Origin of the sequence: Pseudomonas furukawaii, from assembly GCF_002355475.1 — a bacterium.
Taxonomy (GTDB): Bacteria; Pseudomonadota; Gammaproteobacteria; order Pseudomonadales; family Pseudomonadaceae; genus Metapseudomonas; species Metapseudomonas furukawaii.
Genome location: NZ_AP014862.1, coordinates 3,028,598 through 3,053,751, shown reverse-complemented (window position 1 = coordinate 3,053,751; position 25,154 = coordinate 3,028,598). Strand labels below are relative to the sequence as shown.

Below are 25,154 nucleotides of genomic sequence, written 5' to 3'. Positions count from 1 at the left end.
CTCTACGCCATCCTACGGGCGCTCGTCGGCACGCTATGGGTGGGTCACGCTTCACCGACCCACCATCGGGGCCGGGCGTGGGCACGGTGATGGGTTTCGCTGCGCGCTACGCCATCCTACGGGCGCGGGCTGGCTCTCGTAGCTTCACCGACCGATAGATGAATTCCCTGGTCCCCTACAGCGGGCCGACTTCCGCCTTGCCGTCGTGGCGCTCGTTCATCCAGCGCAGGACCTGCTCGCCGAACTCCGCTGGCGCCTTGCGCGAGACACGACGCACCAGGTCCAGCACCGTCTGCTGGGCCAGGGCCTCTTCCATGCGCTGCTGGGCCTGGAGCATCACCGCGTGGATGGTGCAGGGGCCGAGCTTGCTCCAGTCCGGCTCCGGGCAGCCTTCCGCGAACAGGGCGCAGCGCTGGCGCACCTCTCGGCATTCGAAGATCTGCTTGTCGCCATCGATGGCGCGCACGATATCCAGCACCGAAATCTCATCGGCCGGACGCGCCAGGCGGAATCCTCCCCGAACACCTTCGGTGGCCGTCACCAGTCCGGCCTTGGCCAGGCGCGTGAAGACCTTGGCCAGCAGTTCCGGGGGAACGCCCTGGAGTTCGGCCAGATTACGCACGCTGGCCTCGCGCCCATCGCCTTTCTCGTCCGCCAGGTAGAGGAGGCAGTGGATTCCGTACTCAACGCCCGCGCTGTACAACGCCATCTTTAACTCCGACTATTAATGTCGCCATTACTTCAGAACCATTGGGGCTGCATTCCACACCATGGAGACGCCCTAACCTCGCTGGAGCCTATCCCCACAGTGCTTATGGTAGAAAGTCGACGCCCTCAATAACAGAGGCTGCGCGCCTTTGTGGGGATAATGGCGACGAGCGGCAGGGGGGAGCAAGCAAAAAAAGCTTGCCTCAAAATACTACGACAAATAAAGTCGCAGTTAGCCGGTTCAGTTCGAAACTACGAGTCTTCGGGTCCGGCACGACACTAGCGGGTGCCGTCACCCATCCCTCGCATCACGACTTTCTGGAGATAGACATGACTCAACGCATCCTGATCCTCGGCGCCGGTTTCGGTGGCATGTGGAGCGCCCTCAGCGCCACTCGACTGCTGGATCTGCACGATCGCTATAACGTTCAGGTGGCGGTGCTCGCCCCCCAGGCCGAACTGCGCATTCGCCCGCGCTTCTATGAACCGGACGTGCAGCGAATGACCGCACCGCTGGGCGAACTGTTCGCCGCCGTCGGCGTGACCTTCATCCAGGGCAGCGCCGAGCGCATCGACGTGGCGAACCGCGTCGTCGGCTACCGGAATGGCGCAGGAGAGCCCGGCGAGCTGTCCTATGACCGACTGATCCTGGCCACTGGAAGCCAGGTGGTGCGACCCTCAGCGGCGGGCATGGAGCACGCCTTCGATGTGGATCAACTGGAAGAAGCCGTGCGCCTGGAGCGTCATCTCCACGCCCTGGCCGAGCGCCCCGCGTCCGCTGGCCGCAACACCGTGGTGGTGGCGGGTGGCGGTTTCACCGGCATCGAGACCGCCACTGAAATGCCGGAGCGCCTGCGCGCCGTGCTCGGCCAGGATGCTCCGGTCCGGGTGATCGTGATCGACCGGGGCAGTGAGATCGGCGCTGCCCTGGGCGCGGGCCCGCGTGCCGCCATAGTCGAAGCCAGCCAGGAGCTGGGGGTGGAATGGCGCCTGAACAGCAGCGTGAGCGCGGTGGACGCCAGCGGCGTGATCCTGGCCAGCGGCGAGCGCATCGAGGCGGATACCGTGATCTGGACGGTCGGCGTGCGGGCCAGCGGCCTGGCCGGCCAGGTGCCCGGCGAGCGCGACGCCCACGGTCGCCTGCATGTGGACGACAACCTGCTGGTGCTGGGGCAGGACTCGGTGTTCGCCACCGGTGATACGGCCTACGCGAAGGTGGACGACGCGGGCAACCATGCGCTGATGTCCTGCCAGCACGCCATCGCCCTGGGACGGTCGGCGGGCAACAACGCGGCCGCGAGCCTGCTCGGCGTCGAGCCCATCCCGTACCGCCAGCCCAAGTACGTGACCTGTCTCGACCTCGGCGCCTGGGGCGCGGTGTTCACCGAGGGCTGGGACCGCCAGGTAAAGCTGGAGCGCGCCGAAGGCAAGGCCCTGAAGCAGCAGATCAACAGCGTCTGGATCTACCCGCCGGCCGCCGAGCGAGCCATTGCCCTGGCCGCCGCCGACCCGCTGATCCCCGTCGTCGCCTGATCCACCCTGCCGGGCCGGGCCCCTCGGGGCGCCGGCCCGGCCCAACGTCCGCCCTGGAGGCCGCCATGTCCCTCACGCTGCTGATCACCACCCGCCCCGTTGCCCAGGCGGTCATCGCCCGCTGTGTAGCGGAGTCGCTACCGGAGCATGGCTGGGCGCTAAGGCCCGGGACTGAAACCGAATGCGGCAGAGACTGGGCCCTGAATCTGCAACTGGCCCCCTGCGGCGAGCCGGTTCAGGGGCTGATCCAGGCGATGCTCGGGCGACGCTGGCTGGTGGCCCTGGACTTCACGGCGGACTGACCGCCTCGAAGGCCACCAATCACCCGGTCTGGCCGTGATCGCCGCCCGATCAGGGCTTAGTGTTCCGCCACCAACCGCTCCCGCACGAACGCCGTGAAGGCCTCGGCGGGCAGGGGAGGGGCGAAGAGGTGCCCCTGGTAGGCCAGGCAGCCATGGCTGGCCAGGAAGGATCGCTGGGCCTCCGTTTCGACGCCCTCGGCGATCACGGTGAGGCCGAGGATCTGGCCGAGGCTGATGATGGCGCAGGTGATGGCCGCGGCGTTGGGGTCGCGCAGCACGTCACGGACGAACGACTGGTCGATCTTCAACTGGTCCAGCGGCAGGCTCTTGAGATAGGACAGCGACGAGTAACCGGTGCCGAAGTCATCCAGGGAGAGGCCGATGCCGATCTCCTTCAGGCGGATCATCTTGGCGATGGTGCCTTCCATGTCCTCCACCAGCAGGCCTTCGGTGAGTTCGAGCTTGAGCCGCCCTGGATCGGCACCGGTGTACCTGAGCACGTCCAGCACTTCGTCGACGAAATCGTTGTGGTGGAACTGACGGGGACTGACGTTGACCGCCATCTCGAATCGCGCGGTCTGCGGGTGCCGGGCCCAGATCGCCAACTGGCTGCAGGCGCTTTGCAGCGCGAAGCGTCCCAGCGGCAGCACCAGGCCGCTTTCCTCCGCCACGGGCACGAAATCGGCCGGCAGCACCAGGCCCCGGTCAGGGTGACGCCAGCGGATCAGGGCCTCGGCGCCGACAATGCGCCCTTCGCTGTTGACCTGGGGCTGGTAGTAGAGCAGCAGCTCCTGGTGTTGCAGGCCCAGCCGCAGGTCCGCCTCCAGCCTGGCGCGGGCGGTGGCCACCGACTGCATCTCCGGGTCGAAGAAGCACAGGGTATTGCGACCGGCCGCCTTGGCCCGGTACATGGCCAGGTCGGCACGCTTGATGATGTCGTCCACGGAATTCAACTGCCCCTGGAACAGGGCGATGCCGAGGCTGGGGGTGCTGTGGTGGTCGTAACCATCCAGCTGGTAGGAAATGTTCAGCGCCGCCAGGATCTTCTCGCCGATGGCCTTGGCCTGGACGGCCGCCTCCGGCGGGTTTTCGCTGAGGTTCTCCAGGAGCACCACGAACTCGTCGCCGCCCAGCCGGGCAACGGTGTCGCTTTCGCGAGTGCAGCCTGACAGGCGCTGGGCCACCTGGCGCAGGAGCATGTCGCCGCGATCGTGGCCGAGGGTGTCGTTCAGCGCCTTGAAGTTGTCGAGGTCGATGAGGATCACGGCATGGGTGTTGAGGCTGCGGGAACTGCCCGCCAGCACATGCTGGAGACGGTCCAGCATCAGCCGGCGGTTGGCCAGTCCGGTCAGTTGGTCGTAGAAGGCGAGACGTTGCACCTCTTTCTCGGCGGCCTTGCGGTGGGTGATATCGGTGTCGATGGAGAGCACGGACTGCGGCCGGCCTTCCTCGTCCCGCACCAGGGTGCGGTGGCTCTCCAGGGTGAGGGTGCAGCCATCCTTGCGCCGGACATTCACCTCGCCGGCCCAGTCTCCGTTCTTGACCAGGCTGCGCACCACCAGGTCGAACGCCTTGTCGCCCTGGTAGAGCAGCTTCTTCGCCGACTGGCCCAAGGCCTCGGACCGGCACATGCCGTACAGTCGTTCAGCGCTCTTGTTCCAGTAGAGGATGCGGTAGTCCATGCCGTAGACCACGATGGCGTCCTGGGCCTTGTCCAGCAGGGAAGCCTGTTGGCGGAATTGCCGCTCACTCTCCCTGAGCACGCTGAGATAGCCTTCCTTTTCCGCCGCCTGGTGTTCCATTTCCCGTTTGATTCGCCGCCCATAGACCATCGCGGCACTGACCATCAGCAGGACGAACAGCATGATGGCGAACTCGACGCGACGCAGCTCTTCCACCGACTCCTGTTCCTCTTCCAGGAGCTTGCTCTGGATCAGGCCGACCCGCTCGCGCACCGTGGACAGCGATAACAGCAGGCGGGCGTACTTGCGGTCCATTGTGGCCATGCGTTTGCCGGCATTCTCCGATTGCCCATCACTGAAGAACGAGAAGATCAGCAGGGCTTCGTCGACCATCTCGATCATGGCCCTGTCGACCGCATTCACGTCGTCCCGCAGGTTCAGGGTCAGGGCGCGGATATCGGCGCTGTGCGCGGTCTGGTCGGCGATGCGCGCCTCCAGCTGTCGCTGGGTGCTGTCCAGGTGCGCGTCGAAAGCCTTCAGGGCGTTCGCCATGTTCTTCGACTCGGCATCGACGTCGAGCGTGTCGAACACGTTGTTGCCGGGGGCGTTGACGGCCGAGGCGAGGTTACCCAGCGTCGAGAAGCTGGACAGCTGCTGGACCCAGGACTGGTTGGCCTGGATGGAGCGGTGGTAGGTCTCGACGATCAGGTGGTTGAGCAGGACGCTGAGCACCACCACCAGGACGTCGAACCCGGCCAGGAAGAAATACATCCGGTGCCATTTGGCTGCGCGGGGCTTCCGTTCCTGTTTGCCCTTGTCCGGCCGGGCGTGGAGCTTGTCGTCGGGGACATCCATTTCGCGATCTCCGGCTACGGGCTTCACGGCGGTTCCTCCAGCAGCGAGGACCGACGCCCGGGTCAGGTTCACTGAAGCATAGCTGTCTCCGGGCCAGTATTCTGGCCGCCGAATGACTTGTCTTGGCCGGCCGTCCGGTGCCATGAACGGACCAGGGAATCGCTCTGGCCTGCACGCCCCAGCCGTCAGCGCTTGAGTTTCAGGCCCTTGACCGAGTGAGCGCGCTGTTCGTCGAGGGAGTTGTAGTAGGTGTTCTGGGTGGTGCTGAGGCTGTTGTGGCGCAGGTCGGCCTGGAGGTCCTTCATGTCGCGATGGGGTGCGTCGAAGGTCGCGGAGGTGTGTCGGAGCCAGTGCAGTGACGCCGAACGCAGCTGATCGATTTCGTCATCGCTCCAGCCTTCCTGGGCCATGCGCGTCAGGGTGATGTCGAACACCTCTTGCAGGAGCAACCGGATATGCCGGTCCGACAATCCACCTCGGCCTTTCAGGGTGCTGATCAGCGGCGTCTTCTCGTGGGCGGAGGGCAGGGGAGAGAGCTGCAGATGCTGGCGATAGCGAACCAGGTAGTTCTGGATATAGTCATCGCGGATGCTGATCTTCGCCGCCTTGTTGCCCTTGCCCACGACGTGAAACCACCAGTTGCCCATGCTGTCGCGGCGAATGTCGCCCATGGTCGGCGTCCAGTTGTCACGCCCAACCAGGTCGGAAACCCGCAGGTACATGGAGAACAGGGTGGCGACGATGAACAGCGTGCGCTCGTGTACCGGATCGTCGGCGGCCATCTGCTCGGCGGTCTCGATCACGTAGCTCCACTGCAACTGGGTCAGCGAGCGGGAGGCGACATCCAGCGTGTTGCGCTGCTTGTAGATGGATTTCTGCTTCACCGCACGGAAGGGATTCACTTCCGTCAGGCCTTCATCGATGGCGTGCTGGAAGAAGCTCCCGCACACCGCGAAGACCTGGGCCACCGAGCCCTGGGACATGCGATAGGGCCGGGAGGGAAGGGTGGTCACGGCTTCCTCGGCGATCTTGCGCTCACGCTTCGCCACCCTGTGGCTGAAGGGACGCCACTGCGCGTTGACGATGTAGCTGTCGGTGTCCAGCTTCTTGCGGCCGCCCACGCGCAGGAAGCGGGACTTCACGACAGGGCCGATCCAGTCGGCGGGCGGGTTGAGACAGAACTCCATGAAGGCCTCCGCATCCCGTCGACGCAGTTCGACCAGGGGTTTGCCCGCGACCAGCAGCGACCAGAGCAACAGCCGCTCGACATGGGTCCGGTAGGAATTGAAGGTGGCCTCATTGCCCGCGTAGGACTTGAGAAATCCCCGAACGGCGCGATAGCCCTCGACGGCCTGGATCTCATCGGCACAGCCTTCGAGGAACCCCCGAACCACTGGAAGCTCGCCATTGAGGTGCAGAAAGTTGAGTTCGTGGAAGCGATCAAAGGTCTCGAAAAGCGGCTGGGGATGCTGCGGCATGCGGGGATTCAACCTGGAGGAATGCGTCTAGATCGGTGCTTTCAGCGCAGTATAAAGCAATATCCGGGTCTGGTGATTATCGGATATTGAATCTCATTCGAAGCGGTCGCGCCCTGCTGGGGCACATCCCGCGAACCGGGTTCCAGCCGTGTTCTCGGTCTTGCCATGGTCAATCGAAAGAGCAGGCCGGAGTCAGCAGGCCCACTCCCGGGATCAACCGTGCATGCGCTGGCAATCCGCTCCCTGGACAAGGCCTCGAGGATAGTCCGCCCCCGGAACGCCCTGAAGGTTCCTTGCCGGACTGAAACCATTGCCGACTCGATGAGCTAACCGCTTCGAGGCCAGGGTGCCTTGCCGGCAGCCGAAGCAAACTCCAGTGGCGAACCTCAAGCTCATCCTGGTTGAAATCTGGTGATGATCACGGGCCCAGGTACTGCAGATTTCGCCTACGGACGCGCCAACGGCAGCCAGGCGATATCCGTTGCCACTCACCAGAGCGCAAACGTCACGTCACCGAGATGACGGTCTCCCATGACGCTGCACGCACCGAGCGCGGAAGTTGGTCGATGCACCCAGGCGATCTCCCAGCCAATCCGTATCCGGACGGCGTGAGCGAACAATGAATGGCTGCGGAAGCAAGGTGGCGAGTTCCGGCGACCAAGTAGTAAACCGGAGCGGCATCCGTGGCGATCTGAAGGACCGTGCTGATGCAGCATCCCGAATTGCCTTACCGATACTGGTCCTTCCTCTGACCAAGCCGTAGGAAATATCCCATAATGTATATTATGGTAAATGCTATATTCATTTTTCCCCTCCAAGTACTACTCGTACAGTACACCGAACTAAAAATAGAAAATTCCCAGCACTAATCTTCAAAAATGGAGAACGCTTTACCTGTTTTGTTCTTCAGCATCCGGAAGTGAAGATCCAAAAACCTGTGTCCCGCTGGCTCAGGCCTTCCCGCTAGGCATGCTGTTTGACCTGGGCTCCAACACCCACTTTGGGCTCGACTGAACGGCCAGCGAGGTCGGTCCTGTGCTAGCCCGCCGAGTGGGTACGGCGAATCCTATTAGCTTGTGAAACCCGCTTAAACGGAGCTACCAGTTGAGCCCGATACCCAGTCGGGTAGTCACCTTCTTGCAGTCCTACCTGGGCATCGCCGAGCTTTTCTGCCGCGTCATAGAAGGTTCTAAACAGGTGATCCCACAGCAGTAAGAACTCGCCGAAATTGACCTGGGCATCTTCGAACTCCCGTTTGTGGTGCCAGCGGTGTGTCTCCGCGACGCCAATCACATTGCGCATCCAGCCTAGCGAGTAGTCCAGGTTGGAATGTTGAAATGCGAGATGCACTGTCAGGATGCCAAACCAGGTTGCGACGAGAGCTGAAGGTGTCCCCATCGCGAAGAGCACCAAGAGTCCAGGGCCCGCCATGATCGCCGCGTGTAGTGGATGTCGACGCTCGCCATTCATCCAATAGAGGCGCTCTGCACTGTGATGGGGCTCATGTAAGCGCCATAGCCACGGCACATAGTGGCTGAGTCGGTGCATGGCATAGAGACTGAGATCCAAAACCATGGCTACGATGAGCAACTGGATCCAGAGCGGCCAAGTCGTTGGAAAGGTGCGAGCGGCATCAGGCACCCAATCGCCCAGTCGAGCCAGAATCGCAGCGGTGAACTGGATGACGGACAGATTCACGATCAGGTGAAGCAGATCGGTCAGTGTGTCGCCGTGGTCGGTAAGCCAGCTCTGACGGCACGGTTGTAGACGCTCCAGCATGGCGACCGGAATAATTCCGACTACTGCAATCAGGGCTGTGCTGGGCCAATATGGCACGCCCTCGTAAAGCTGCCAGATCATCCAGCCAGCCGTACCGCCAAATATGACGGGATAGCTGAACCAGCGGATCAGAAACCTGAAGCAATTGCTCATCATGCAGCCCCCTCTTCTTGATGCCCCTACGTTAGGCGGTCCCCAGGGTTCTGGCTTGAACAAAAAAGCTGACCTCAGCTGCTGAGACTGACCTGGCTCAGAGCTGACGAAGGATCGAGGCCAAATAGGCTGCGAAAGGTGCGGGAAAAGTGCGCGGAATCCGAGAATCCTGCAGCATGGGCGGCCCCTGTCAGACTTTGGCCAGCCGTAATGAGCTGTAACGCAGCGACTAGGCGAAGCCACTTACGGTAGCTGCGCAATGGCAAGCCAGTCTGTTCAACAAACCAATGAGAAAAACGAGTCGTCGACAGGTGCATCAGGTCTGCCAGTTCTTGTCTGCCATTGGCGGGCTCGTTCAAGGCTTCAAGGACAAGTTGCAGCCGTGGATCGATGATCGGCAGATCGGTGAGATTAAGAAATTGGCGAACCGCTCCCCGCATTTGCTGTGCGGTGATACAGGGAGTTGCCAACAGTCTCTGCAGAGACACAATGCTTTGCACATCGATAGGCAAGATGCTCGTAGAGGCATTGAATGCCCGTGCCTCCTCAGAAAGTGCATCAAGGTAAATCGAAATAACCTCAACTGCTTCGATTCGATGAGTGACGCCCGCGTGAATGCAAATGGCTCGGGCCGTGACGTGGCTGTCAGATGTAGTCACCGTCAAGTCGCGGTTGATACCAATGGTGATCTGGTGAGCCATGTGGCGATGCCAATCATGATTGCCTACCTGCCCTAAAAACACCCCGAAACCTGGAGATACCCAGGCTTTGCCGTGCCAGCTGGCACTCTGTGATGCAATCACCTGACAGTTCCTCTGCTTTTGGCACCCTACCCTGCATGACACTCTATTTGATCCAAATCAACGAAGTGCTGTTATCGCCAAAACGAGCGTTCATGCCCCGGGGCAATCTGCTATCGTCGCCCTATCGCCCCGCCTGGTGAATTGCTGTGCGTCGGATTGGATTGATCCTGGTAATGATTGCTAGCCTCGTGCTGCCGGCCTTCGGCGGTGTGGCTTTCAGCATGCCGGCACAACCTTGCCCGATGCAGAGCGCCGATCATCAGGGCCATGCAATGGCCGATGCTCCGTGCTGCGAGCAAATGGACAAGTCTGATGGGGTGGCCAAGAAGTCCCCTTGCAAACCCGGCCAGGAATGCAAGACCGGAGGACTTCTCCAGACCACCGTGATCAAGAGCATATCCCCTCTCCCCTCACGCCCCGAGATATTGCTGACCCAGTCGGTGATTAAGCGAGAGCCCGCAGGACTCTGGCGCCCTCCTCGTTTCGTCTAATGCAGTGATCATCCCGCGCCTTACAGTCAGGCGCATCGTCGCGGTCACGTTTCGTAGTCGCGACTTCGATCAATCGCATTGGAGGCGAAAGCATGTCCGCTTTCCTTTTTCCACGCCGTGGCTTTCTCGGTGTGTTGGCTGCCGCATTCTGGGCAGCTCCCTGGCTTGCCGCGCAGGCGCAGCCCCTAACTTTCGAACGAGCCCAAGCTCTGGCCGAGCAGAGTGCCCCTGAGAACCTCGCGCGCCAGGCGCAGGTGGCATCGGCACAGCAGGCTGTCGAGCCCGCAGACGCCCTGCCCGATCCCAAGCTGATTCTAGGCATCGACAACCTGCCGATCGAAGGCCCTGACCGTTACACGCTTAATCGTGACTCCATGACCATGCGCCGCATTGGGTTCATGCAGGAAGTCCCCAACAGTGACAAGCGTCAGGCTCGGCGCCAGTTGGCCGAGGCTTCAGTAGGCCGAGCCGAGGCCGAGCAGCGTGCCATGCAGTTGGAGATCAAGCGCCAGACGGCAGTGAGCTGGCTGGATGTGTACTACGCCGAACGCAGTGTTGGCCTCTTCGATCAACTGGACCGTCAGATCGAGATGCTCCGCTCGACCGTGCAATCGCTGATTGCCGGCGGTAGTGCTCAGCCTGGCGAGCTGTTGCAGGCCGACCAGGAAGCTTTGGCGTTACAAGATCGGCGAGATGAACTGAATCGCGATGTGGCAGTAGCTCGTGCCAAGCTGCGCCGCTGGATAGGCAACGAGGCTGACCAGCCTTTGCAAGGAGGTGTTCCCAGTCTGAACCTGGTGGCACCGCACCTGCAGCAACGCATTGCCTCACACCCTGAGTTGCGCGCTGCCTCCGCCCGAGTCGGCGAGGCTAGCGCCGAGCTGAACGAGGCCATCGCCGAGAAGACCCCCGACTGGGGTGTTGAGTTTGCCTACAACAATCGCGACAACCAGTTCGGCGATATGGTGATGGTGCAATTTACCTTCGACCTGCCGTTGTTCGTAGGCACACGTCAGGGGCCCAAGATCAACGCCAGACAACAAAGCGTGTCGCAGATGGAAGCCGAGCAGGAAGCATTACTGCGCGCCCATCAGGCTGAGCTGGAAGGCGGTATTGCCGAGCTTGAGCAACTGCGCAGGACCTTGTCACGCACCGAAAAAACCTTGATCCCGCTTGCAAGCAAACGTGCCGATCTCGAACTGGCCGCCTACCAAGCCGGTAACAGCCAGCTCACATCCGTTATTACTGCCCAGCGCGACCTGATTGATGCGCAACTGCGGCAGATTGAACAACAGCGCAAGTTGAGCCAGCTCTCCGCAAGCCTGTACTACGCCTATGTGGAGGGCCTGAAATGAAGATATCGACATTTGGTTTTGCGGTCGCCGTGCTGACCGTGGGCATTGGCGCGGCGGGCGGTGGCTACTGGCTGGCCCAGCGGCAAGCCAAACACGAGCTACTGCCTAGCTCCGCACCGACGGACGAGCGCAAGGTGCTCTATTGGTACGACCCGATGCAGCCTGAGCAGCGCTTCGATAAACCGGGCAAGTCACCTTTCATGGATATGGAGCTTGTCCCTAAATACGCAGGATCCGAGCAAGATCCGTCTGTCCTGAGCGTCCCCGCTCAAGCCGTGCAGAACCTCGGAATGCGGACCTCGACGGTGATCCGCGGTGTACTGCCCTCGGATATCGAGGTGGTCGGCTCCCTGGCCTATAACCAGCGAGAGGTAGCGAACCTCCAGGCCCGCGCTGGCGGATTCGTCGAGCGGGTTTACGGGCGTGCCCCTGGCGATGTACTGCCAGCTGGAACACCCCTGGTCGACCTGCTGATTCCCGAGTGGTCCGCCGCGCAGTTGGAGTTCCTCGCGGTACTGCGTACCGGTGACGCCCGCTTGATCACTGCGGCCCAAGAGCGCCTCCGCCTGCTCGGCATGCCACAAGCGTTGATAGAGCAGGTTCGCCGCAGCGGCAAACCGCGGGCAGTGCAAACCCTCACCACACCTATCAGCGGCGAGCTCCAAGCCTTGCAGGTACGCGCCGGGATGACCGTTGAAGCCGGGCAGGATCTGGCGTTGATCAACGGGCTGTCCAGTGTCTGGCTCGATGCGGCGATACCCGAGGCCATGGCCGGAAGTATCCAGGTCGGGGACGAGATCCGCGCCAACCTGACGGCCTTTCCTGATCGACCGCTGCTGGGCCGCGTCATAGCCTTGCTGCCGAGTGCCGATCCGCAAACGCGCACGCTCACGGTACGCAGCGAGCTACCCAACCCTGCCGGTAAGTTGCGCCCCGGCATGTTCGCCGCCGTACGCCTGAACAGTGCCGTCGAACAATCCACGCTTCTTGTGCCGAGTGAAGCCGTGATTCGCACCGGGAAGCGTGCATTGGTGATGCTGGCCGAAGGCGACGGACGCTACCGTCCCCAGGAAATCACCTTGGGCCGCGAGGCCGATGGGCGTCTGGAGGTGTTTTCCGGTCTTGAGGAAGGTCAGGCGGTCGTTACCTCCGGCCAGTTCCTCATCGATTCGGAAGCCAGCCTGCAGGGCATCCTGGCCGGCAATGCAGAACAGGACAGCACGGAGGGGCTGCATGTGTCTCACGGCGTTATTCGCGCACTGGACGGGAAACAAGTCACCCTGGAGCATGGCCCCTTCGAGAGCCTGAATATGCCAGGTATGACCATGGCTTTTCCTCTGGTCAGCTCCGAAGTAGCTGTGGGACTTAAGCCAGGAGATCACGTACGCATCGCCGCACGTCAGACAAACTCCGGCCTGCTGATCGAGCAGCTCCGCAAGGAAGGAGACCAGCCATGATCGCGCGCCTGATCCATTGGTCGATCGGCAACCGCTTCCTGGTACTGCTGGCCACCCTGTTCATCACCGCCCTGGGCCTCTGGTCGCTGCGCAACACGCCGTTGGATGCACTGCCGGACCTATCTGACACCCAGGTCATCATCAGAACCAGCTTTCCCGGACAGGCACCGCAGATCGTCGAGAACCAGGTGACCTACCCACTGGCCACAACCATGCTCTCGGTACCGGGGGCGAAGACGGTGCGCGGCTACTCGTTCTTCGGCGACTCCTTCGTCTACGTGCTGTTCGAGGACGACACCGACCTCTACTGGGCGCGCTCGCGGGTGCTGGAGTACCTCAACCAGGCGCAGGAACGCCTGCCCGAGGGTGTTACCACCACCCTTGGGCCGGATGCCACCGGCGTGGGCTGGATCTACCAGTACGCCTTGGTCGACCGCAGCGGCCAGCATGATCTTGCCCAGCTGCGGGCACTGCAGGACTGGTTCCTCAAGTACGAACTCAAGAGCCTGCCCAACGTAGCCGAAGTGGCCACCCTCGGCGGCATGGTCAAGCAATACCAAGTGCTGCTCGATCCGCAGAAGCTGGTGGCTTATGGGGTAACTCAGCAGGAGGTCGAAGCGGCGCTGAAGAGCGCCAATCAGGAAACCGGCGGCGCCATCCTGGAGCTGGCAGAGCGCGAGTACATGGTGCGGGCTTCAGGCTATCTAGAGAGCCTGGCGGATTTCCGCAATGTGCCGCTGCGGGCTTCGGCCAGCGGAGTTCCGGTGCTGCTGGGTCAGGTGGCCACCATTCAGCTGGGGCCAGAGATGCGTCGTGGCATTGCCGAGCTGGATGGCCAGGGTGAAGTGGTAGGCGGCGTGGTCATCTTGCGCTCCGGAAAGAATGCCCGCGATACCATCGCCGCGGTGAAGACCAAGCTGGACAGCCTGAAGGGCAGCTTGCCGGCCGGCGTCGAGGTGGTCACCACCTATGACCGTTCGCAATTGATCGACCGCGCCATCGATAACCTCAGCTACAAGCTGCTGGAAGAGTTCGCGGTGGTTGCCCTGGTTTGCCTGATCTTCCTCTGGCACCTGCGCTCGTCGCTGGTCGCGATCATCACCCTGCCCCTGGGCATCCTGATGGCCTTCATCGTCATGCGCTACCAGGGCGTCAATGCCAACATCATGTCGCTCGGCGGGATCGCAATCGCCATCGGCGCCATGGTCGATGCCGCCGTGGTGATGATCGAGAACGCGCACAAGCACATCGAGGCCTGGAAGGCTCGACACCCCGGTGAACCGCTTCAGGGCGAGGCGCACTGGCGGGTGATCGGCGAAGCTGCGGCCGAGGTCGGGCCGGCGCTGTTCTTCAGCCTTTTGATCATCACCCTGTCTTTCCTCCCGGTCTTCACCCTGGAGGCCCAGGAGGGTCGCCTGTTTGGCCCGCTGGCATTCACCAAGACCTATGCCATGGCTGCCGCCGCTGGCCTCTCGATCACCTTGGTACCGGTGCTGATGGGCTATTGGATTCGTGGGCATATCCCCAGCGAACAACAGAACCCCTTGAATCGTTGGCTGATCGGTGCATACCGGCCGGTGCTGGAGTGGGTGCTGGCTTGGCCTAAGGTGACCCTAGCGCTGGCCTTGCTAGTGTTTTTGTCCAGTCTCTGGCCCCTCAGCAGACTCGGAGGAGAGTTTCTACCGCCGATGGACGAGGGCGACTTGTTGTACATGCCATCAGCCCTGCCCGGCTTGCCGGCCAGCAAGGCCACCCAGCTGCTGCAGCAAACCAACCGGATGATCCTCACGGTGCCCGAAGTGGCACGGGTATTCGGCAAGGCCGGGCGAGCAGAGACCGCCACCGATCCAGCACCGCTGGAAATGTTCGAGACCACGGTGCAGTTCAAACCACGCGATCAATGGCGCGCGGGGATGACACCCGAAAAGCTGATCGAGGAACTGGATCGCGCGGTAAAAGTTCCGGGGCTGTCCAATATCTGGGTGCCGCCCATCCGCAACCGCATCGACATGCTGGCGACGGGGATCAAGAGCCCCATTGGGGTGAAAGTATCCGGAACCTCCTTGGTCGACATCGAGCGCATAACGCGCGATATCGAGGCCGTGGCCAAAGAGGTGCCTGGGGTGAGTTCGGCCTTGGCAGAACGCCTTACTGGCGGCCGTTACGTGGACATCCAGATCGATCGACTGGCCGCGGCGCGCTATGGCCTGAGCATCGCCGATGTGCAGGCGGTGGTATCGGGCGCCATCGGCGGCAGCAATATTGGTGAGACGGTTGAAGGACTGGCCCGCTTCCCGATCAACCTGCGCTATCCCAAGGAGTGGCGAGACAGTCCGCAGGCACTACGGCGTATGCCGATCCTCACGCAAGCCGGCCAGCAGATCACCTTGGGCACCGTCGCCCAGGTTAGTCTGACCGAAGGGCCGCCAATGCTGCGCAGCGAGAACGGGCGTCTGTCCGGTTGGGTCTATGTCGATGTCCGTGGGCGCGACCTGGCATCGACCGTGCGCGAGTTGCAGCAACGCGTAGCTGAGCAGGTACAACTCGATGCTGGCATGACCGTCTCCTACTCCGGTCAGTTCGAGTTCCTGGAGCGCGCCAATGCACGGCTGGCCTGGGTGGTACCGGCGACCTTGTTGATCATCTTCGTGCTGCTTTACCTGACCTTCAGCCGCTTCGGTGAGGCCCTACTGATCATGGCAACCCTGCCCTTCGCCCTATCGGGCGGCATCTGGCTGCTCTACTGGTTCGGCTTCAACCTGTCGGTTGCCACTGGGGTCGGCTTTATCGCCTTGGCCGGCGTCTCGGCGGAATTTGGGGTGATCATGCTGCTGTACCTGAAGAATGCCTGGCATGCACGTATGGATGCCGGGCGCAGCGGTGACCCGGCACTACTGGAGGCAATTCGTGAAGGCGCAGTGCTGCGCGTGCGGCCCAAGGTGATGACGGTGGCCGTGATCATCGCCGGCCTGTTGCCAATCCTCTGGGGCGGAGGTGCCGGATCTGAAGTGATGAAGCGCATCGCCGCGCCCATGGTCGGCGGCATGATTACCGCGCCGCTGATGTCCATGTTGGTTTTGCCGGCCGCGTACTGGCTGATGCGAAGGCAGCGTACACAGAAGGTTCGCGCACCGCAGGAGCTATAGCTTTACAAACCCGGGCAAGCCACGCGCCAAGCTGACTCGCCCGGGTAACGCGGCAGGAAGCATTACGGCGATGTAACTTTGACTTCATTTTTATGACAGGTTGAGCGGATATATTTTAATCACCACCTTGAAGGAGTGATTAAACATGAAAAGCCTCAAAGTTATTGCAGCCCTTGCCGCTATGGTTGTTTCCTCTGCCACTCTGGCAGAAGGCGGCGCTGATCGTGTTTATGGTCGGATGATTCAGGCCAATGAGCAGGCCATGCAAGAGTATGCTGCCGCTAACGGAAAGAATCCGCCTGAAGTTATTCATTACCGCTACGGCATGAAGCTCGATATCGCCAGGGTCGTGGCCACTACCTCAACGGACTCTAGCTGCAATGTGATGCCAGCCCAGATGACCTACGAGGACTCCAACGGCGATCTGAATATTCTTGAATACCGTGCAGCCGGAACAGGTTGCCGGAACCAAAACTAATAAATGACATCGCGCTGACTGAAAAGTAATTTTCAAGTCACCCTGACGTTATTTGGCATGTGGAAATATGGCCAAGGCGCGCCTGGTTATGCACGGCGCGCTTGGCACATATATGCGACCACACAATGACAACTGCCAATAACATCAGGAGCATTTATGAATAACAGAACCCTGTTAGGACTTTCTCTACTCGCTCTGAGCATCAGTACCGGGCAAGCTGCAATGGCCGCCGACGAGAAAGGCGAGGGATTTATCGAAGGCAGCAGCCTGACCATCCTCAATCGAAATCTCTACTTCAACCGTGACTTCCGCAAAGGCCAGTCCAGCAGCTCGGGTAATGGCTATTCGGAAGAGTGGGCGCATGGCGTGATAGGCCGATTCGAGTCTGGCTTCACCGAGGGCACCATAGGCTTCGGTGTCGATGCCTTTGCCATGCTAGGACTCAAACTTGACACCGGCGACGGCCGTTCAGGAGCCGGTGGCTCAGTCGATGTGCTGCCTTACAACAGCCTCGGGCAGGCTGAGGATAACTACTCCAAACTGGGTGGCGCGGTGAAAGCTCGGTTCATGGATACCGAGATCAAGGTAGGCGACGTCTTTCCTGTCAGCCCTGTCGTCCAATACGGTGATGCGCGGCTTTTACCGGAGAGTTTCCGAGGTATCACCGTGCTCAACAGCAGCGTGGAAGGACTGTCGCTTCAAGGTGGTCGCCTCCACTCGATGAGCCAACCCAATACCAGCAGCATGCGCGACGGCTTCGCTACCTTCTACGCAGGCGAAGTGGACTCGCCATGGATCGCCTATTTCGGTGGTGATTACACGCTTAATGACAACGTCGGCTTTAGTCTCTACACCAGCCGCCTCAAGGATGCCTGGAATCAATATTACGCGGGCACCACGCTGAGCTACCCGCTTGCGGACGATGTCGCCTTGATCGGCGGGCTGAACTACTACAAGGCGGTCGATGAAGGGAAGCAGCTCCTCGGGAGCTTCGATAACAACATCTGGAGCGGCAAGGTCGGCATCCAATTCGGCGCTCACACAGTGCTGGTGGGTCTCCAGCGCAACAATGGCGATGATGACTTCGACTACTTGCGCCAATCGGACTCCATCTACCTCGACAACTCCATCCAGTACAGCGACTTCAACTCGCCGAAGGAGAAGTCATGGCAAGTGCGCTATGACCTGGATATGGAGCCTTTCGGTGTGCCTGGGTTGAGCTTCATGACTCGATATGCCCAAGGCTGGGATGCCGACTACAGCAAGGCCAACGAAGTCTATATGCGCCGTGATGACAACGGCGATCCGTTGACCAACCAGAAGCGCTGGGAGCGGGACATCGAGGCCAAGTACGTTGTGCAGACTGGATCACTGAAGGATATGTCTTTCCGTGTTCGCCAAATGACCACTCGCGCGACCGATTACGAGTCGGATCTGGATGAAGTCCGCCTGATTGTCGAGTACCCGCTGGAAGTTCTCTAACCCTGGCAAGCGGGCGGGTTGATTGCCCGCTCGCGCCTTGGTCCTGCTGTCCCCTCGTAGTGCTCCTTTGGTTTGGAGACAGCCCTTGGCGCCCTCGGGCGCCTTTTTTACTTAGGTTAAAGGGCGTATGAAAAAGAGTCGGCCACTACACACAAGCGGCCGTGCTGGCAGGCAGTACTACTGAGCGGGATATTCTGCAACGACCTGATCAGACCCCGCCTTGGTCAAGCCAATGACCTGGTAGGCATGCTGTACGCCATCGACTTCCATACCGGGGGAGCCCGCCGGCATCCCGGGAACAGCGATGCCCACGAGATCATCGCGCTTGGTGAGCTCGATGACCTGAGCCGCCGGCACATGACCTTCGACGAACTTGCCGTCAATCACCGCGGTGTGACAAGACGCCAACCGCGGCGCAACGCCCAGACTTTGCTTCACTGCCGACATGTTGCTTTCGACATGGTCGACGACTTTGAAGCCATTCGCTTCGAGGTGTGAAATCCACTTCTTGCAACATCCGCAATTGGCATCACGATGGACATCAATCGTCAGGGCATCAGCTGCTTGAACTGCAGATGTGACGGAGAGAGCGGCCAGCAAGGCCAGATATTTAGCTTTCATGCACGTGCTCTTTGCCATCGGCGTGGGTGTGGGTCTTGGGCGAGGCGTTCGGAGCCTGCTCGGCGTGATGATCACCTCCGTTGGACGACGCCTCATCCCCAGCATGGTGGTCATCGCCACTCATATCCGAATGGTGACCTGCCTTAGGTGCGGAGCCACCCTCGCTATCCGTAGCCGCGGCATCGTGATGACCAGGCTCTCCAGCATCACCTGATCCATGATGGTCATCGCCACCGCCACTATTGTCATGATGGCCAGGCTTGTTGTCGCCGTGCTGTCCTTCATGGTTATGCATCTGCGTTTCCCCACCACCGTGCTGATGGCCGCCACTGGATGCGACGAGTGTTTGGTATTGCTTGGCATCCATCGTCGGCAGTTGGTTGAGGAAGGCAACCATGCCCCAGATGTACTCGTCTCCCATGCTCTTGCCCCACGCAGGCATACCCGTTGCCTTGATGCCATGCTTGATCACCCAGAACGCTGCTGACGGATTGCCATCGACACCGATCTTGGCGAGGTTGGGGGGCGCAGGATAAAGCGATTGGCTTAGCTCGGTCTCCGCCACACCTGGCGCCAAATGACAGCCGATACACATGGAGTTGTAGTTGCCCGCACCGGCGCGAATAAGAGCTTGATCATCCAGGTTGGGAACCTCGATGTCCCGCGAACGGACTTCGATAGAGCGGTCACGGGCCATCGTGAGAAACGCATGCACTGCAGGAAAATGGGGATCGTCGGCCCCCACGTTGACCACGCCAAAGTAGGCGCCGGCCAGGACAGCTGTGCTACCGACCACGCCGGCCGCCACCAAAGTTTTAATTGTTCTTTTCATGTCAGGTTCTCAAAACCACATCCGGATACCGGCGACAAAACGCGCCTCGTCTACATCACCGCCCTCGTCGCGCACCATGTCTGCCGTGTTGCCATAGGAGCGGCTCCAGGAAACCCCGATATAGGGGGCAAACTGCCTGACAATCTCGTAACGCAGACGCAAGCCGAGCTCGGTATTTGCCAACCCAGACCCCACACCTCGCTCAGGATCGTTCTTGCCGTAGAAGTTCATTTCGGCAGTTGGCTGGAGAATCAGCCGGTTGGTCAGCAGAATGTCGTACTCGCCCTCCAGTCGGGCAGCAGTTTGGCCATTCTCGCCGACGAAGGCCGTGGCTTCGGCCTCAAAGGCGTAAAGCGCCATGCCCTGGATACCGAAGGCGGCCCAAGTCTGCGGCGACTCCGGTTTGAAGTCCTGGCGAACGCCCGCGACGACATCCCACCAAGGGCCGATCGAGCGGCCGTACAGCAGCTGTAATTCAGCATCCTCGGTCACGCCGTTGGTACGCTCGCCTTCGGAGCGGAACCAGACCCGGTTGATATCACCGCCTACCCAGCCCGACGCATCCCAGGCCAGGGTGCTGCCCTCATCTGCGTCCTGGTATTCGAGCTGATCGAGCAGGAAAAAACTGTTGATGGCGCTGTCGTGAACCTTGTGGCCAGGTAATGGCGGGAAAGCCGCTTGGCGATCAGCATCCGTCAGAACGGGAATCGGCGTACGGCTGGTGGTTCTCGGGGCTTCAGCGGAGCCATGGTTCATCTTTGAATGATCCATGCCCTCCATCTGTCCTTGCATGGCGCCATGCCCCATCTTGCTGTGATCCATAGCCTGGGCCTTCTCTTGGCTCTGGCCGTGGCCCATCTGGCTATGATCCATGCTGCCCGAAGCACCCTGCATGGCGCCGTGATCCATCTTGCTGTGGTCCATGGCTGGAGCCTTTTCTTGGCTCTGGCTCTGGCTGTGGCCCATCTGGCTATGATCCATGCTGCCCGAAGCACCCTGCATGGCACCATGGTCCATCTTGCTGTGATCCATGCCCTCCATCTGCGCTTTGGTAGCGCCGTGGCTCATCTGGCTATGGTCCATCGACATGGTGCCGTGCCCCATTGCCGAATGATCCATTTCTTCCGCAGCCAAAGTAACGCCGCCGCTGAACGCACTCAGCGACACAGCCAGCGCCAAGAGAGATGGACGTGAAAACCTAGTGGTCATGGTTCGAACCTGCTTCGGCTTCGGTGCCGCCATGCTTATCCATCATGTTTTCGTGATTCATGCCGTCATGCTTCATGTCTCCGTGATCCATGGCGCCATGATCCATATGCTGGCCAGCCGCCTTATCCTTCGACTGATCTGCGTGATTGCCACTGGCGGTCTTGGGCACAGCCGACTCGGCAGCATGTTGTTCGTGCTCACTGTGCCCCTCACCTGCCAACGAAACCGGTGCGTGCAGGGCAGCCAATAGGCTGAACATGACTGCGCTGCCAGCCAGGGCATTTCGCTTCATAAAAGTGCTCATCAGAAATCTCCTTTACTCATCCACACGAACTTCACGGAACATGCCCATTTCCATGTGGAGCAACAGGTGGCAGTGATAGGCCCAACGACCCAACGCATCGGCAGTCACTCGATAGCTGCGCTTGGAACCTGGCGGCATGTCGATGGTGTGTTTACGCACCAGGAAATTGCCGTTCGCATCCTCCAGGTCGCTCCACATGCCATGAAGATGGATCGGATGAGTCATCATGGTGTCGTTGACCAGCGTGATGCGAACACGCTCGCCGTACTTGAGGCGCAGAGGCTCGGCGTCAGAGAACTTGATGCCATCGAAGGACCAGGAGAATTTCTCCATGTGCCCGGTAAGGTGCAGCTCGATGGTGCGACTTGGTTCGCGACCATCCGGGTCGAGGAAGGTGCTGCGCAGGTCAGAGTACGTGAGGACGCGTCGGCCGTTGTCTCGCAAACCAATACCTGGGTCGTCCAACTTATGCGTTGGTGTCATGGTTTGCATATCGACCAGCGGGTTGTTGGTCTCTGAGGCTGGGTGTGCCTGCATGGCACCTGCCATGCCTGCCATGCCTGCCATGCCCGAATGATCCATTCCAGCCATCTGGCTGTGATCCATGCCGGCCATGCCACCCTGCATGCTGCCATGATCCATTCCCGCCATATTGCCCTGATCCATCCCGGCCATGTTCCCGTGATCCATACCGCCCATGCTGCCGTGATCCATACCCATGTCGCCCATGGCAATCAGCGGACGCGGGTCGGGGCTGGGTACTGGTGCACTCAACCCCTCCTGTACAGCAAGGGTGCCGCGCGCATAGCCAGTGCGATCCATGGATTGTGCAAACACGGTATACGCCTGTTCGCTGTCTGGTTCGACGATCACGTCGTAGGTCTCGGCCACGGCGATACGGAACTCGTCGACGCTGACCGGTTTGACGTGCAGACCATCGGCCGCAACCACAGTCATCTTCAGGCCCGGGATGCGCACATCGAAATAGGTCATCGCCGAGGCGTTGATGAAGCGCAGGCGGATCTTTTCGCCTGGTTTGAATATGCCGGTCCAGTTGCCATTGGGTGCCTGGCCATTCATCAGGTAGGTGTAGGTGTAGCCACTGACGTCAGCGAGATCCGTCGGGCTCATCTTCATCTCGGCCCACATCTTGCGATCGGCTACGGCGGCGGACCAACCCATCTCGCTTACGTCATCGATGAAGTCACCAACGGTGCGTTTGTGCTGGTTGTAGTAGTCCGACTGTTTCTTGAGCTTGGCCAGTACCCGCGTTGGATTTTCATCCGTCCAGTCGCTCAGCAACACGACGTAATCACGGTCGTAACTGAAGGGCTCGGGCTCCTTGGCATCGATGACCAGCGCGCCGTATACGCCGACCTGCTCCTGCAGCCCCGAGTGACTGTGATACCAGTAGGTACCGTTCTGGTTGACCTTGAACTTGTACTCATACATGCCGTCAGGGGCGATGCCATGGAAGCTCAGGCCAGGAACACCATCCATGTTCGCCGGCAGGATGATGCCGTGCCAATGGATGGAGGTGTCCTCCTTGAGGCGGTTGCGCACGCGCAATGTGACGGTATCGCCTTCGCGCCAACGAAGAATCGGCCCAGGGAGCGAGCCGTTGATGGTCATGGCCGTGCGCGCTGCGCCGGTGATGTTCACCGGGGTTTCACCGATGAATAGGTCGAATTCGTTACCAGTCAGTACGTTGGGCTGGCCGGGGCTGTTCACCGCCCAGACCGGCGTGCGCCACAGGCCAAGTCCGCCGATAATACCGGTGGCTGCCAGGCCTTTGACGAAGGTGCGCCTTGTGGTTTTGCTTTGCATGCCGTTTTGTCCAATCCGTCAAATGAGCCGGTGATGGTGTGCCCGGTCTCGGGTTCATGGCTGCTTCAATGTCGGGGATTTACCCCTCAACTTTCCACGTCGGTGCATTGCACAAGCCTTACCGACGATGAGCAGTATGAAACTGCCATATCCCAACCATCCGGGTGATTACATTTCTGTAAGGTAGATGACTTCAGCAGTTGGTGTGCTCTGCTTGCTCGGTTGGACTGCTGGCTACAGGAGCCTCAACTTTCTGCTGCTGGGCCACCCGGTAGGCCTCCAGAGACGTCTGGCGTGCCTGCTCCATGCGCGCGAAGGTTCGGTCAGCACCACCTTCAGCCATTGCCAAGCTGGAGATGCTCAGAGCAGTAACTACAAGCAGAGCTTTGATCGATTTCATTTTGGGTATTCCTCGTAAGTTAAGTGGTCCCTGCAACTGCAGAGGCCGAGCTTTAGGCTCGATGTCACGTTAACTAAGAGGGCCTGTCAGCAACCTGAGCCGAACATTACAGTTCTGTCAGGTTGCTATTTCTTTCTTGTAGCCCATCCAGAAGGCTCGGTACTGTCTTTCATGCCCTCATAAAGCCTTGCGAATTTCTTGAGAGGGCATGCTCGGCAGCGATGCCTAAGCTACTCAGGGTCATTCGCACCCGCGGATAAGACCACCAACAATTAAGAGAGATTGTCACTATGTCGAATAAATCCAACGTCGCTACCGGTGCCGCTCTGGCTCTCGTGGCCGCCAGCCTGTTTGCTACCCTGCCTGTCCAGGCCGCCCAGGACACCAAAGCAGCTGAAGTGAAGTGCTTCGGCGTCAACGGTTGCAAGGGCCAGAACGACTGCATGACCGCCAAAAATGCCTGCAAAGGCCAGGGAGAATGCAAAGGCCAGGGCTTCAAGCTGATGACTCAGGCCAAGTGCGATGAGGCCGGTGGCAAGACCAGCGAATAATGCCGTTGCGGGGAGTGCCTGCCACTCCCCTGCTGGAGTCTTGAATGAGTAAGCGCAAAACACTGGGTTTCGGTCTTGGCCTTCGCAGTGAGTATTACCAGCAGATTCTTGAACAGCGACCTGCGGTCGACTGGTTTGAGATCATTTCCGAGAATTACCTGGTGGGCGGTGGCAAGGCCCTCTACTTTCTCGATGCGATTGGCGAGCAATACCCGTTGGTGATGCACGGAGTATCGCTGTCGATCGGCGGTTCGCATAACCTGGACATGGGCTACCTACGACAGCTCAAGCAACTGGCGGACCGGATACAGCCCCAGTGGGTTTCCGACCACTTGTGCTGGAGTCGCGGCAACGCCCATCAACTCCACGACCTGCTGCCGCTGCCGTTTACCCAAGAAAGCCTGCTGCATGTCGCCGCGCGGGTGCGTCTAGTGCAGGATGTTCTGGAACGTCCCATTGTGCTGGAGAACGTTTCTTCTTACGTGCAGTGGAAGACGTCCAGCATGAGCGAATCGCAGTTTCTCTCGGAACTGAGTTTCCTGACCGGTTGCGAATTGCTCCTTGACGTGAACAACGTCTACGTCAGCGCACGAAATCAGGATTTCGACCCATGGCAGTTCATCTTGGAATTGCCGCACGAGCGGATTCGTCAAATTCATCTGGCCGGGCACAGCGATTACGGGCAGTACCTCATCGACACCCATGACCAGCCCATCGCTGATCCGGTTTGGTCTCTCTACAGCAAGACTTTGAGCTACTTGGGCCCGACATCGACCTTGATCGAGCGGGATGACCAGTTTCCGCCGCTGGAAGAGCTGTTGTCCGAATTAGCACATGCCCGTGCTATCGCCAAATCTGTGATATCGGGGGCCACCCCTTGAGCCTGATCGCCCTACAGACTGCATTTGAAACTTACCTGACAGGTGACAGTGCCCTGCCCTCCAACGAGCTTTTGGAGCAGATCCGAGGTAGCACAGCGCTGAGTGCTCTCGAAGGCCTGCAGATCTACCACAACGCTTACCGTTCGCGCCTGCTTGCGGTCTTGCGAGAAGACTTCCCTGCCCTGCTTCACTGGATCGGCAACGAATCATTCGAGCAGCTCGCACTGGCCTACTTGGCCGCCTGGCCACCACGACATTTCAGCATTCGCTGGCTGGGCGAGAAGCTGCCCGAGTTCATTAGCAGCTACGTCGAAGAACCCCAACTATCGCCGATGCGCGAACTCGCGGAGCTTGAGTGGGCTTTTACACTGGCTTTCGATGCTCAGGACGTCGAAGTGCTTTCACTGCAGGCCATCAGTGATTTTTCGGCTGAAGACTGGATTTCACTCAGGGTTTCCCTGACTGCATCTGCCCGGTGGTTGCAGCTGCAGTACAACACGCTGGAGTTGTGGAAAGCCGCCAAGTCCGGCAGCTTGCTGCCTGATATTACCCGCCTGCCAACGAACCTAGCCTGTCTTGTTTGGCGTCATGAACTCGTCTGCCAGTACCGGAGCCTGGAGCCAGCGGAGGCTTCGGCATTGCAGTTTCTCATCGAGGGCGGATCGTTCGCTGAACTCTGCGAGTCGTTGAGCGCCACGCATGGCGAGCAAGCTCCCTTGCAAGCCGCGACCTGGTTGAAGTTGTGGGTCAACGACGGTTTGCTAAAGCGCGGCCAGCTATTACACGAATGACCCGGAACCTTTAGGCTAGCGCTCTCTCTTTGGCCA

21 protein-coding genes are annotated in these 25,154 nt (G+C 60.2%); 10 read left to right on the top strand and 11 right to left on the bottom strand.

Annotation, left to right across the window (positions count from 1 at the left end; translation table 11 throughout):
• Nucleotides 1-175: 175 nt before the first annotated feature.
• Nucleotides 176-709 (bottom strand): RrF2 family transcriptional regulator, encoded by a 534-nt coding sequence (locus KF707C_RS14285; RefSeq protein WP_003452292.1) that lies wholly within the window; start codon nt 707-709, stop codon nt 176-178.
• A 329-nt stretch (nt 710-1,038) separates the two neighbouring features.
• On the opposite strand from KF707C_RS14285, the gene KF707C_RS14280 reads away from it, so the two are divergent.
• Nucleotides 1,039-2,241 carry an NAD(P)/FAD-dependent oxidoreductase gene (locus KF707C_RS14280; protein ID WP_003452294.1) on the top strand — a complete coding sequence of 401 codons (1,203 nt, stop codon included), beginning with the start codon at nt 1,039-1,041 and terminating at the stop codon, nt 2,239-2,241.
• Nucleotides 2,242-2,306: 65 nt separating this feature from the next.
• A complete protein-coding gene (locus KF707C_RS14275; protein ID WP_003452295.1) occupies nt 2,307-2,543 on the top strand; it encodes a hypothetical protein in 237 nt (78 codons plus the stop codon).
• 56 nt (nt 2,544-2,599) lie between these two features.
• Here the strand turns inward: KF707C_RS14275 and KF707C_RS14270 are convergent, their stop codons facing one another.
• The 4 genes from KF707C_RS14270 to KF707C_RS14255 form a co-directional block, all read right to left on the bottom strand.
• Nucleotides 2,600-5,080 (bottom strand): putative bifunctional diguanylate cyclase/phosphodiesterase, encoded by a 2,481-nt coding sequence (locus tag KF707C_RS14270; RefSeq protein WP_036992908.1) that lies wholly within the window; start codon nt 5,078-5,080, stop codon nt 2,600-2,602.
• A 185-nt stretch (nt 5,081-5,265) separates the two neighbouring features.
• Nucleotides 5,266-6,558 carry a tyrosine-type recombinase/integrase gene (locus KF707C_RS14265; protein WP_003452297.1) on the bottom strand — a complete coding sequence of 431 codons (1,293 nt, stop codon included), beginning with the start codon at nt 6,556-6,558 and terminating at the stop codon, nt 5,266-5,268.
• Nucleotides 6,559-7,596: 1,038 nt separating this feature from the next.
• Nucleotides 7,597-8,493 carry a sterol desaturase family protein gene (locus KF707C_RS14260; protein WP_228846183.1) on the bottom strand — a complete coding sequence of 299 codons (897 nt, stop codon included), beginning with the start codon at nt 8,491-8,493 and terminating at the stop codon, nt 7,597-7,599.
• A gap of 71 nt (nt 8,494-8,564) precedes the next feature.
• Complete coding sequence (locus KF707C_RS14255) at nt 8,565-9,293, bottom strand: AraC family transcriptional regulator (protein ID WP_036992910.1); 729 nt, start codon at nt 9,291-9,293, stop codon at nt 8,565-8,567.
• Nucleotides 9,294-9,876: 583 nt separating this feature from the next.
• Between KF707C_RS14255 and KF707C_RS14245 the strand changes: the two genes are divergently transcribed.
• The 5 genes from KF707C_RS14245 to KF707C_RS14225 all read left to right on the top strand — a co-directional run bounded on the left by KF707C_RS14245 (nt 9,877) and on the right by KF707C_RS14225 (nt 17,702).
• Nucleotides 9,877-11,139 (top strand): TolC family protein, encoded by a 1,263-nt coding sequence (locus tag KF707C_RS14245; RefSeq protein ID WP_003139513.1) that lies wholly within the window; start codon nt 9,877-9,879, stop codon nt 11,137-11,139.
• Nucleotides 11,136-12,596 carry an efflux RND transporter periplasmic adaptor subunit gene (locus KF707C_RS14240; protein ID WP_003452298.1) on the top strand — a complete coding sequence of 487 codons (1,461 nt, stop codon included), beginning with the start codon at nt 11,136-11,138 and terminating at the stop codon, nt 12,594-12,596. The genes KF707C_RS14245 and KF707C_RS14240 overlap by 4 nt, the downstream gene beginning before the upstream one ends.
• Nucleotides 12,593-15,742, top strand: a complete 3,150-nt coding sequence (locus tag KF707C_RS14235) for an efflux RND transporter permease subunit (RefSeq protein WP_003452300.1) — start codon at nt 12,593-12,595, stop codon at nt 15,740-15,742. The genes KF707C_RS14240 and KF707C_RS14235 overlap by 4 nt, the downstream gene beginning before the upstream one ends.
• Nucleotides 15,743-15,887: 145 nt before the next feature.
• Nucleotides 15,888-16,220 carry a DUF2790 domain-containing protein gene (locus KF707C_RS14230; protein ID WP_003452302.1) on the top strand — a complete coding sequence of 111 codons (333 nt, stop codon included), beginning with the start codon at nt 15,888-15,890 and terminating at the stop codon, nt 16,218-16,220.
• A gap of 156 nt (nt 16,221-16,376) precedes the next feature.
• Nucleotides 16,377-17,702, top strand: a complete 1,326-nt coding sequence (locus tag KF707C_RS14225) for an OprD family porin (RefSeq protein ID WP_003452303.1) — start codon at nt 16,377-16,379, stop codon at nt 17,700-17,702.
• Nucleotides 17,703-17,879: 177 nt separating this feature from the next.
• Here KF707C_RS14225 and KF707C_RS14220 read toward each other — a convergent pair whose 3' ends face one another.
• From KF707C_RS14220 to KF707C_RS14195, 6 genes are all read right to left on the bottom strand, one after another.
• Nucleotides 17,880-18,323, bottom strand: a complete 444-nt coding sequence (locus tag KF707C_RS14220) for a DUF411 domain-containing protein (protein WP_009686151.1) — start codon at nt 18,321-18,323, stop codon at nt 17,880-17,882.
• Nucleotides 18,313-19,155, bottom strand: a complete 843-nt coding sequence (locus KF707C_RS14215; RefSeq protein WP_003139525.1) for a c-type cytochrome — start codon at nt 19,153-19,155, stop codon at nt 18,313-18,315. Before KF707C_RS14215 ends, KF707C_RS14220 begins: the two co-directional genes overlap by 11 nt.
• Before the next feature lie 9 nt (nt 19,156-19,164).
• Nucleotides 19,165-20,364, bottom strand: a complete 1,200-nt coding sequence (locus tag KF707C_RS14210; RefSeq protein WP_047149788.1) for a copper resistance protein B — start codon at nt 20,362-20,364, stop codon at nt 19,165-19,167.
• Entirely contained in the window at nt 20,354-20,668 is a 315-nt protein-coding gene (locus KF707C_RS14205; RefSeq protein WP_009686150.1) for a hypothetical protein, read from the bottom strand. The genes KF707C_RS14210 and KF707C_RS14205 overlap by 11 nt, the downstream gene beginning before the upstream one ends.
• 12 nt (nt 20,669-20,680) lie before the next feature.
• Complete coding sequence (locus KF707C_RS14200; protein ID WP_003452314.1) at nt 20,681-22,495, bottom strand: copper resistance system multicopper oxidase; 1,815 nt, start codon at nt 22,493-22,495, stop codon at nt 20,681-20,683.
• 193 nt (nt 22,496-22,688) lie between these two features.
• A complete protein-coding gene (locus KF707C_RS14195) occupies nt 22,689-22,895 on the bottom strand; it encodes a co-regulatory protein PtrA N-terminal domain-containing protein (protein ID WP_003139535.1) in 207 nt (68 codons plus the stop codon).
• A gap of 290 nt (nt 22,896-23,185) precedes the next feature.
• On the opposite strand from KF707C_RS14195, the gene bufA2 reads away from it, so the two are divergent.
• The 3 genes from bufA2 to KF707C_RS14180 are packed head-to-tail and all read left to right on the top strand — an operon-like array spanning nt 23,186 to nt 25,118.
• A complete protein-coding gene (bufA2, locus tag KF707C_RS14190) occupies nt 23,186-23,446 on the top strand; it encodes a BufA2 family periplasmic bufferin-type metallophore (protein WP_004577564.1) in 261 nt (86 codons plus the stop codon).
• Nucleotides 23,447-23,490: 44 nt separating this feature from the next.
• Complete coding sequence (bufB, locus tag KF707C_RS14185) at nt 23,491-24,327, top strand: MNIO family bufferin maturase (RefSeq protein ID WP_003452318.1); 837 nt, start codon at nt 23,491-23,493, stop codon at nt 24,325-24,327.
• Nucleotides 24,324-25,118, top strand: coding sequence for an HvfC/BufC N-terminal domain-containing protein (locus KF707C_RS14180; protein WP_009686147.1), 795 nt, complete (start codon nt 24,324-24,326; stop codon nt 25,116-25,118). The genes bufB and KF707C_RS14180 overlap by 4 nt, the downstream gene beginning before the upstream one ends.
• The last annotated feature ends 36 nt before the right edge of the window (nt 25,119-25,154 follow it).

What these genes read in the sequence shown, in the direction of transcription:
- KF707C_RS14285 (WP_003452292.1), bottom strand. Translation starts at nt 709, where the DNA reads ATGGCGTTGTACAGCGCGGGCGTTGAGTACGGAATCCACTGCCTCCTC.
- KF707C_RS14280 (WP_003452294.1), top strand. Translation starts at nt 1,039, where the DNA reads ATGACTCAACGCATCCTGATCCTCGGCGCCGGTTTCGGTGGCATGTGG.
- KF707C_RS14275 (WP_003452295.1), top strand. Translation starts at nt 2,307, where the DNA reads ATGTCCCTCACGCTGCTGATCACCACCCGCCCCGTTGCCCAGGCGGTC.
- KF707C_RS14270 (WP_036992908.1), bottom strand. Translation starts at nt 5,080, where the DNA reads ATGGATGTCCCCGACGACAAGCTCCACGCCCGGCCGGACAAGGGCAAA.
- KF707C_RS14265 (WP_003452297.1), bottom strand. Translation starts at nt 6,558, where the DNA reads ATGCCGCAGCATCCCCAGCCGCTTTTCGAGACCTTTGATCGCTTCCAC.
- KF707C_RS14260 (WP_228846183.1), bottom strand. Translation starts at nt 8,493, where the DNA reads ATGATGAGCAATTGCTTCAGGTTTCTGATCCGCTGGTTCAGCTATCCC.
- KF707C_RS14245 (WP_003139513.1), top strand. Translation starts at nt 9,877, where the DNA reads ATGTCCGCTTTCCTTTTTCCACGCCGTGGCTTTCTCGGTGTGTTGGCT.
- KF707C_RS14240 (WP_003452298.1), top strand. Translation starts at nt 11,136, where the DNA reads ATGAAGATATCGACATTTGGTTTTGCGGTCGCCGTGCTGACCGTGGGC.
- KF707C_RS14235 (WP_003452300.1), top strand. Translation starts at nt 12,593, where the DNA reads ATGATCGCGCGCCTGATCCATTGGTCGATCGGCAACCGCTTCCTGGTA.
- KF707C_RS14230 (WP_003452302.1), top strand. Translation starts at nt 15,888, where the DNA reads ATGAAAAGCCTCAAAGTTATTGCAGCCCTTGCCGCTATGGTTGTTTCC.
- KF707C_RS14225 (WP_003452303.1), top strand. Translation starts at nt 16,377, where the DNA reads ATGAATAACAGAACCCTGTTAGGACTTTCTCTACTCGCTCTGAGCATC.
- KF707C_RS14220 (WP_009686151.1), bottom strand. Translation starts at nt 18,323, where the DNA reads ATGAAAGCTAAATATCTGGCCTTGCTGGCCGCTCTCTCCGTCACATCT.
- KF707C_RS14215 (WP_003139525.1), bottom strand. Translation starts at nt 19,155, where the DNA reads ATGAAAAGAACAATTAAAACTTTGGTGGCGGCCGGCGTGGTCGGTAGC.
- KF707C_RS14210 (WP_047149788.1), bottom strand. Translation starts at nt 20,364, where the DNA reads ATGACCACTAGGTTTTCACGTCCATCTCTCTTGGCGCTGGCTGTGTCG.
- KF707C_RS14205 (WP_009686150.1), bottom strand. Translation starts at nt 20,668, where the DNA reads ATGAGCACTTTTATGAAGCGAAATGCCCTGGCTGGCAGCGCAGTCATG.
- KF707C_RS14200 (WP_003452314.1), bottom strand. Translation starts at nt 22,495, where the DNA reads ATGCAAAGCAAAACCACAAGGCGCACCTTCGTCAAAGGCCTGGCAGCC.
- KF707C_RS14195 (WP_003139535.1), bottom strand. Translation starts at nt 22,895, where the DNA reads ATGAAATCGATCAAAGCTCTGCTTGTAGTTACTGCTCTGAGCATCTCC.
- bufA2 (WP_004577564.1), top strand. Translation starts at nt 23,186, where the DNA reads ATGTCGAATAAATCCAACGTCGCTACCGGTGCCGCTCTGGCTCTCGTG.
- bufB (WP_003452318.1), top strand. Translation starts at nt 23,491, where the DNA reads ATGAGTAAGCGCAAAACACTGGGTTTCGGTCTTGGCCTTCGCAGTGAG.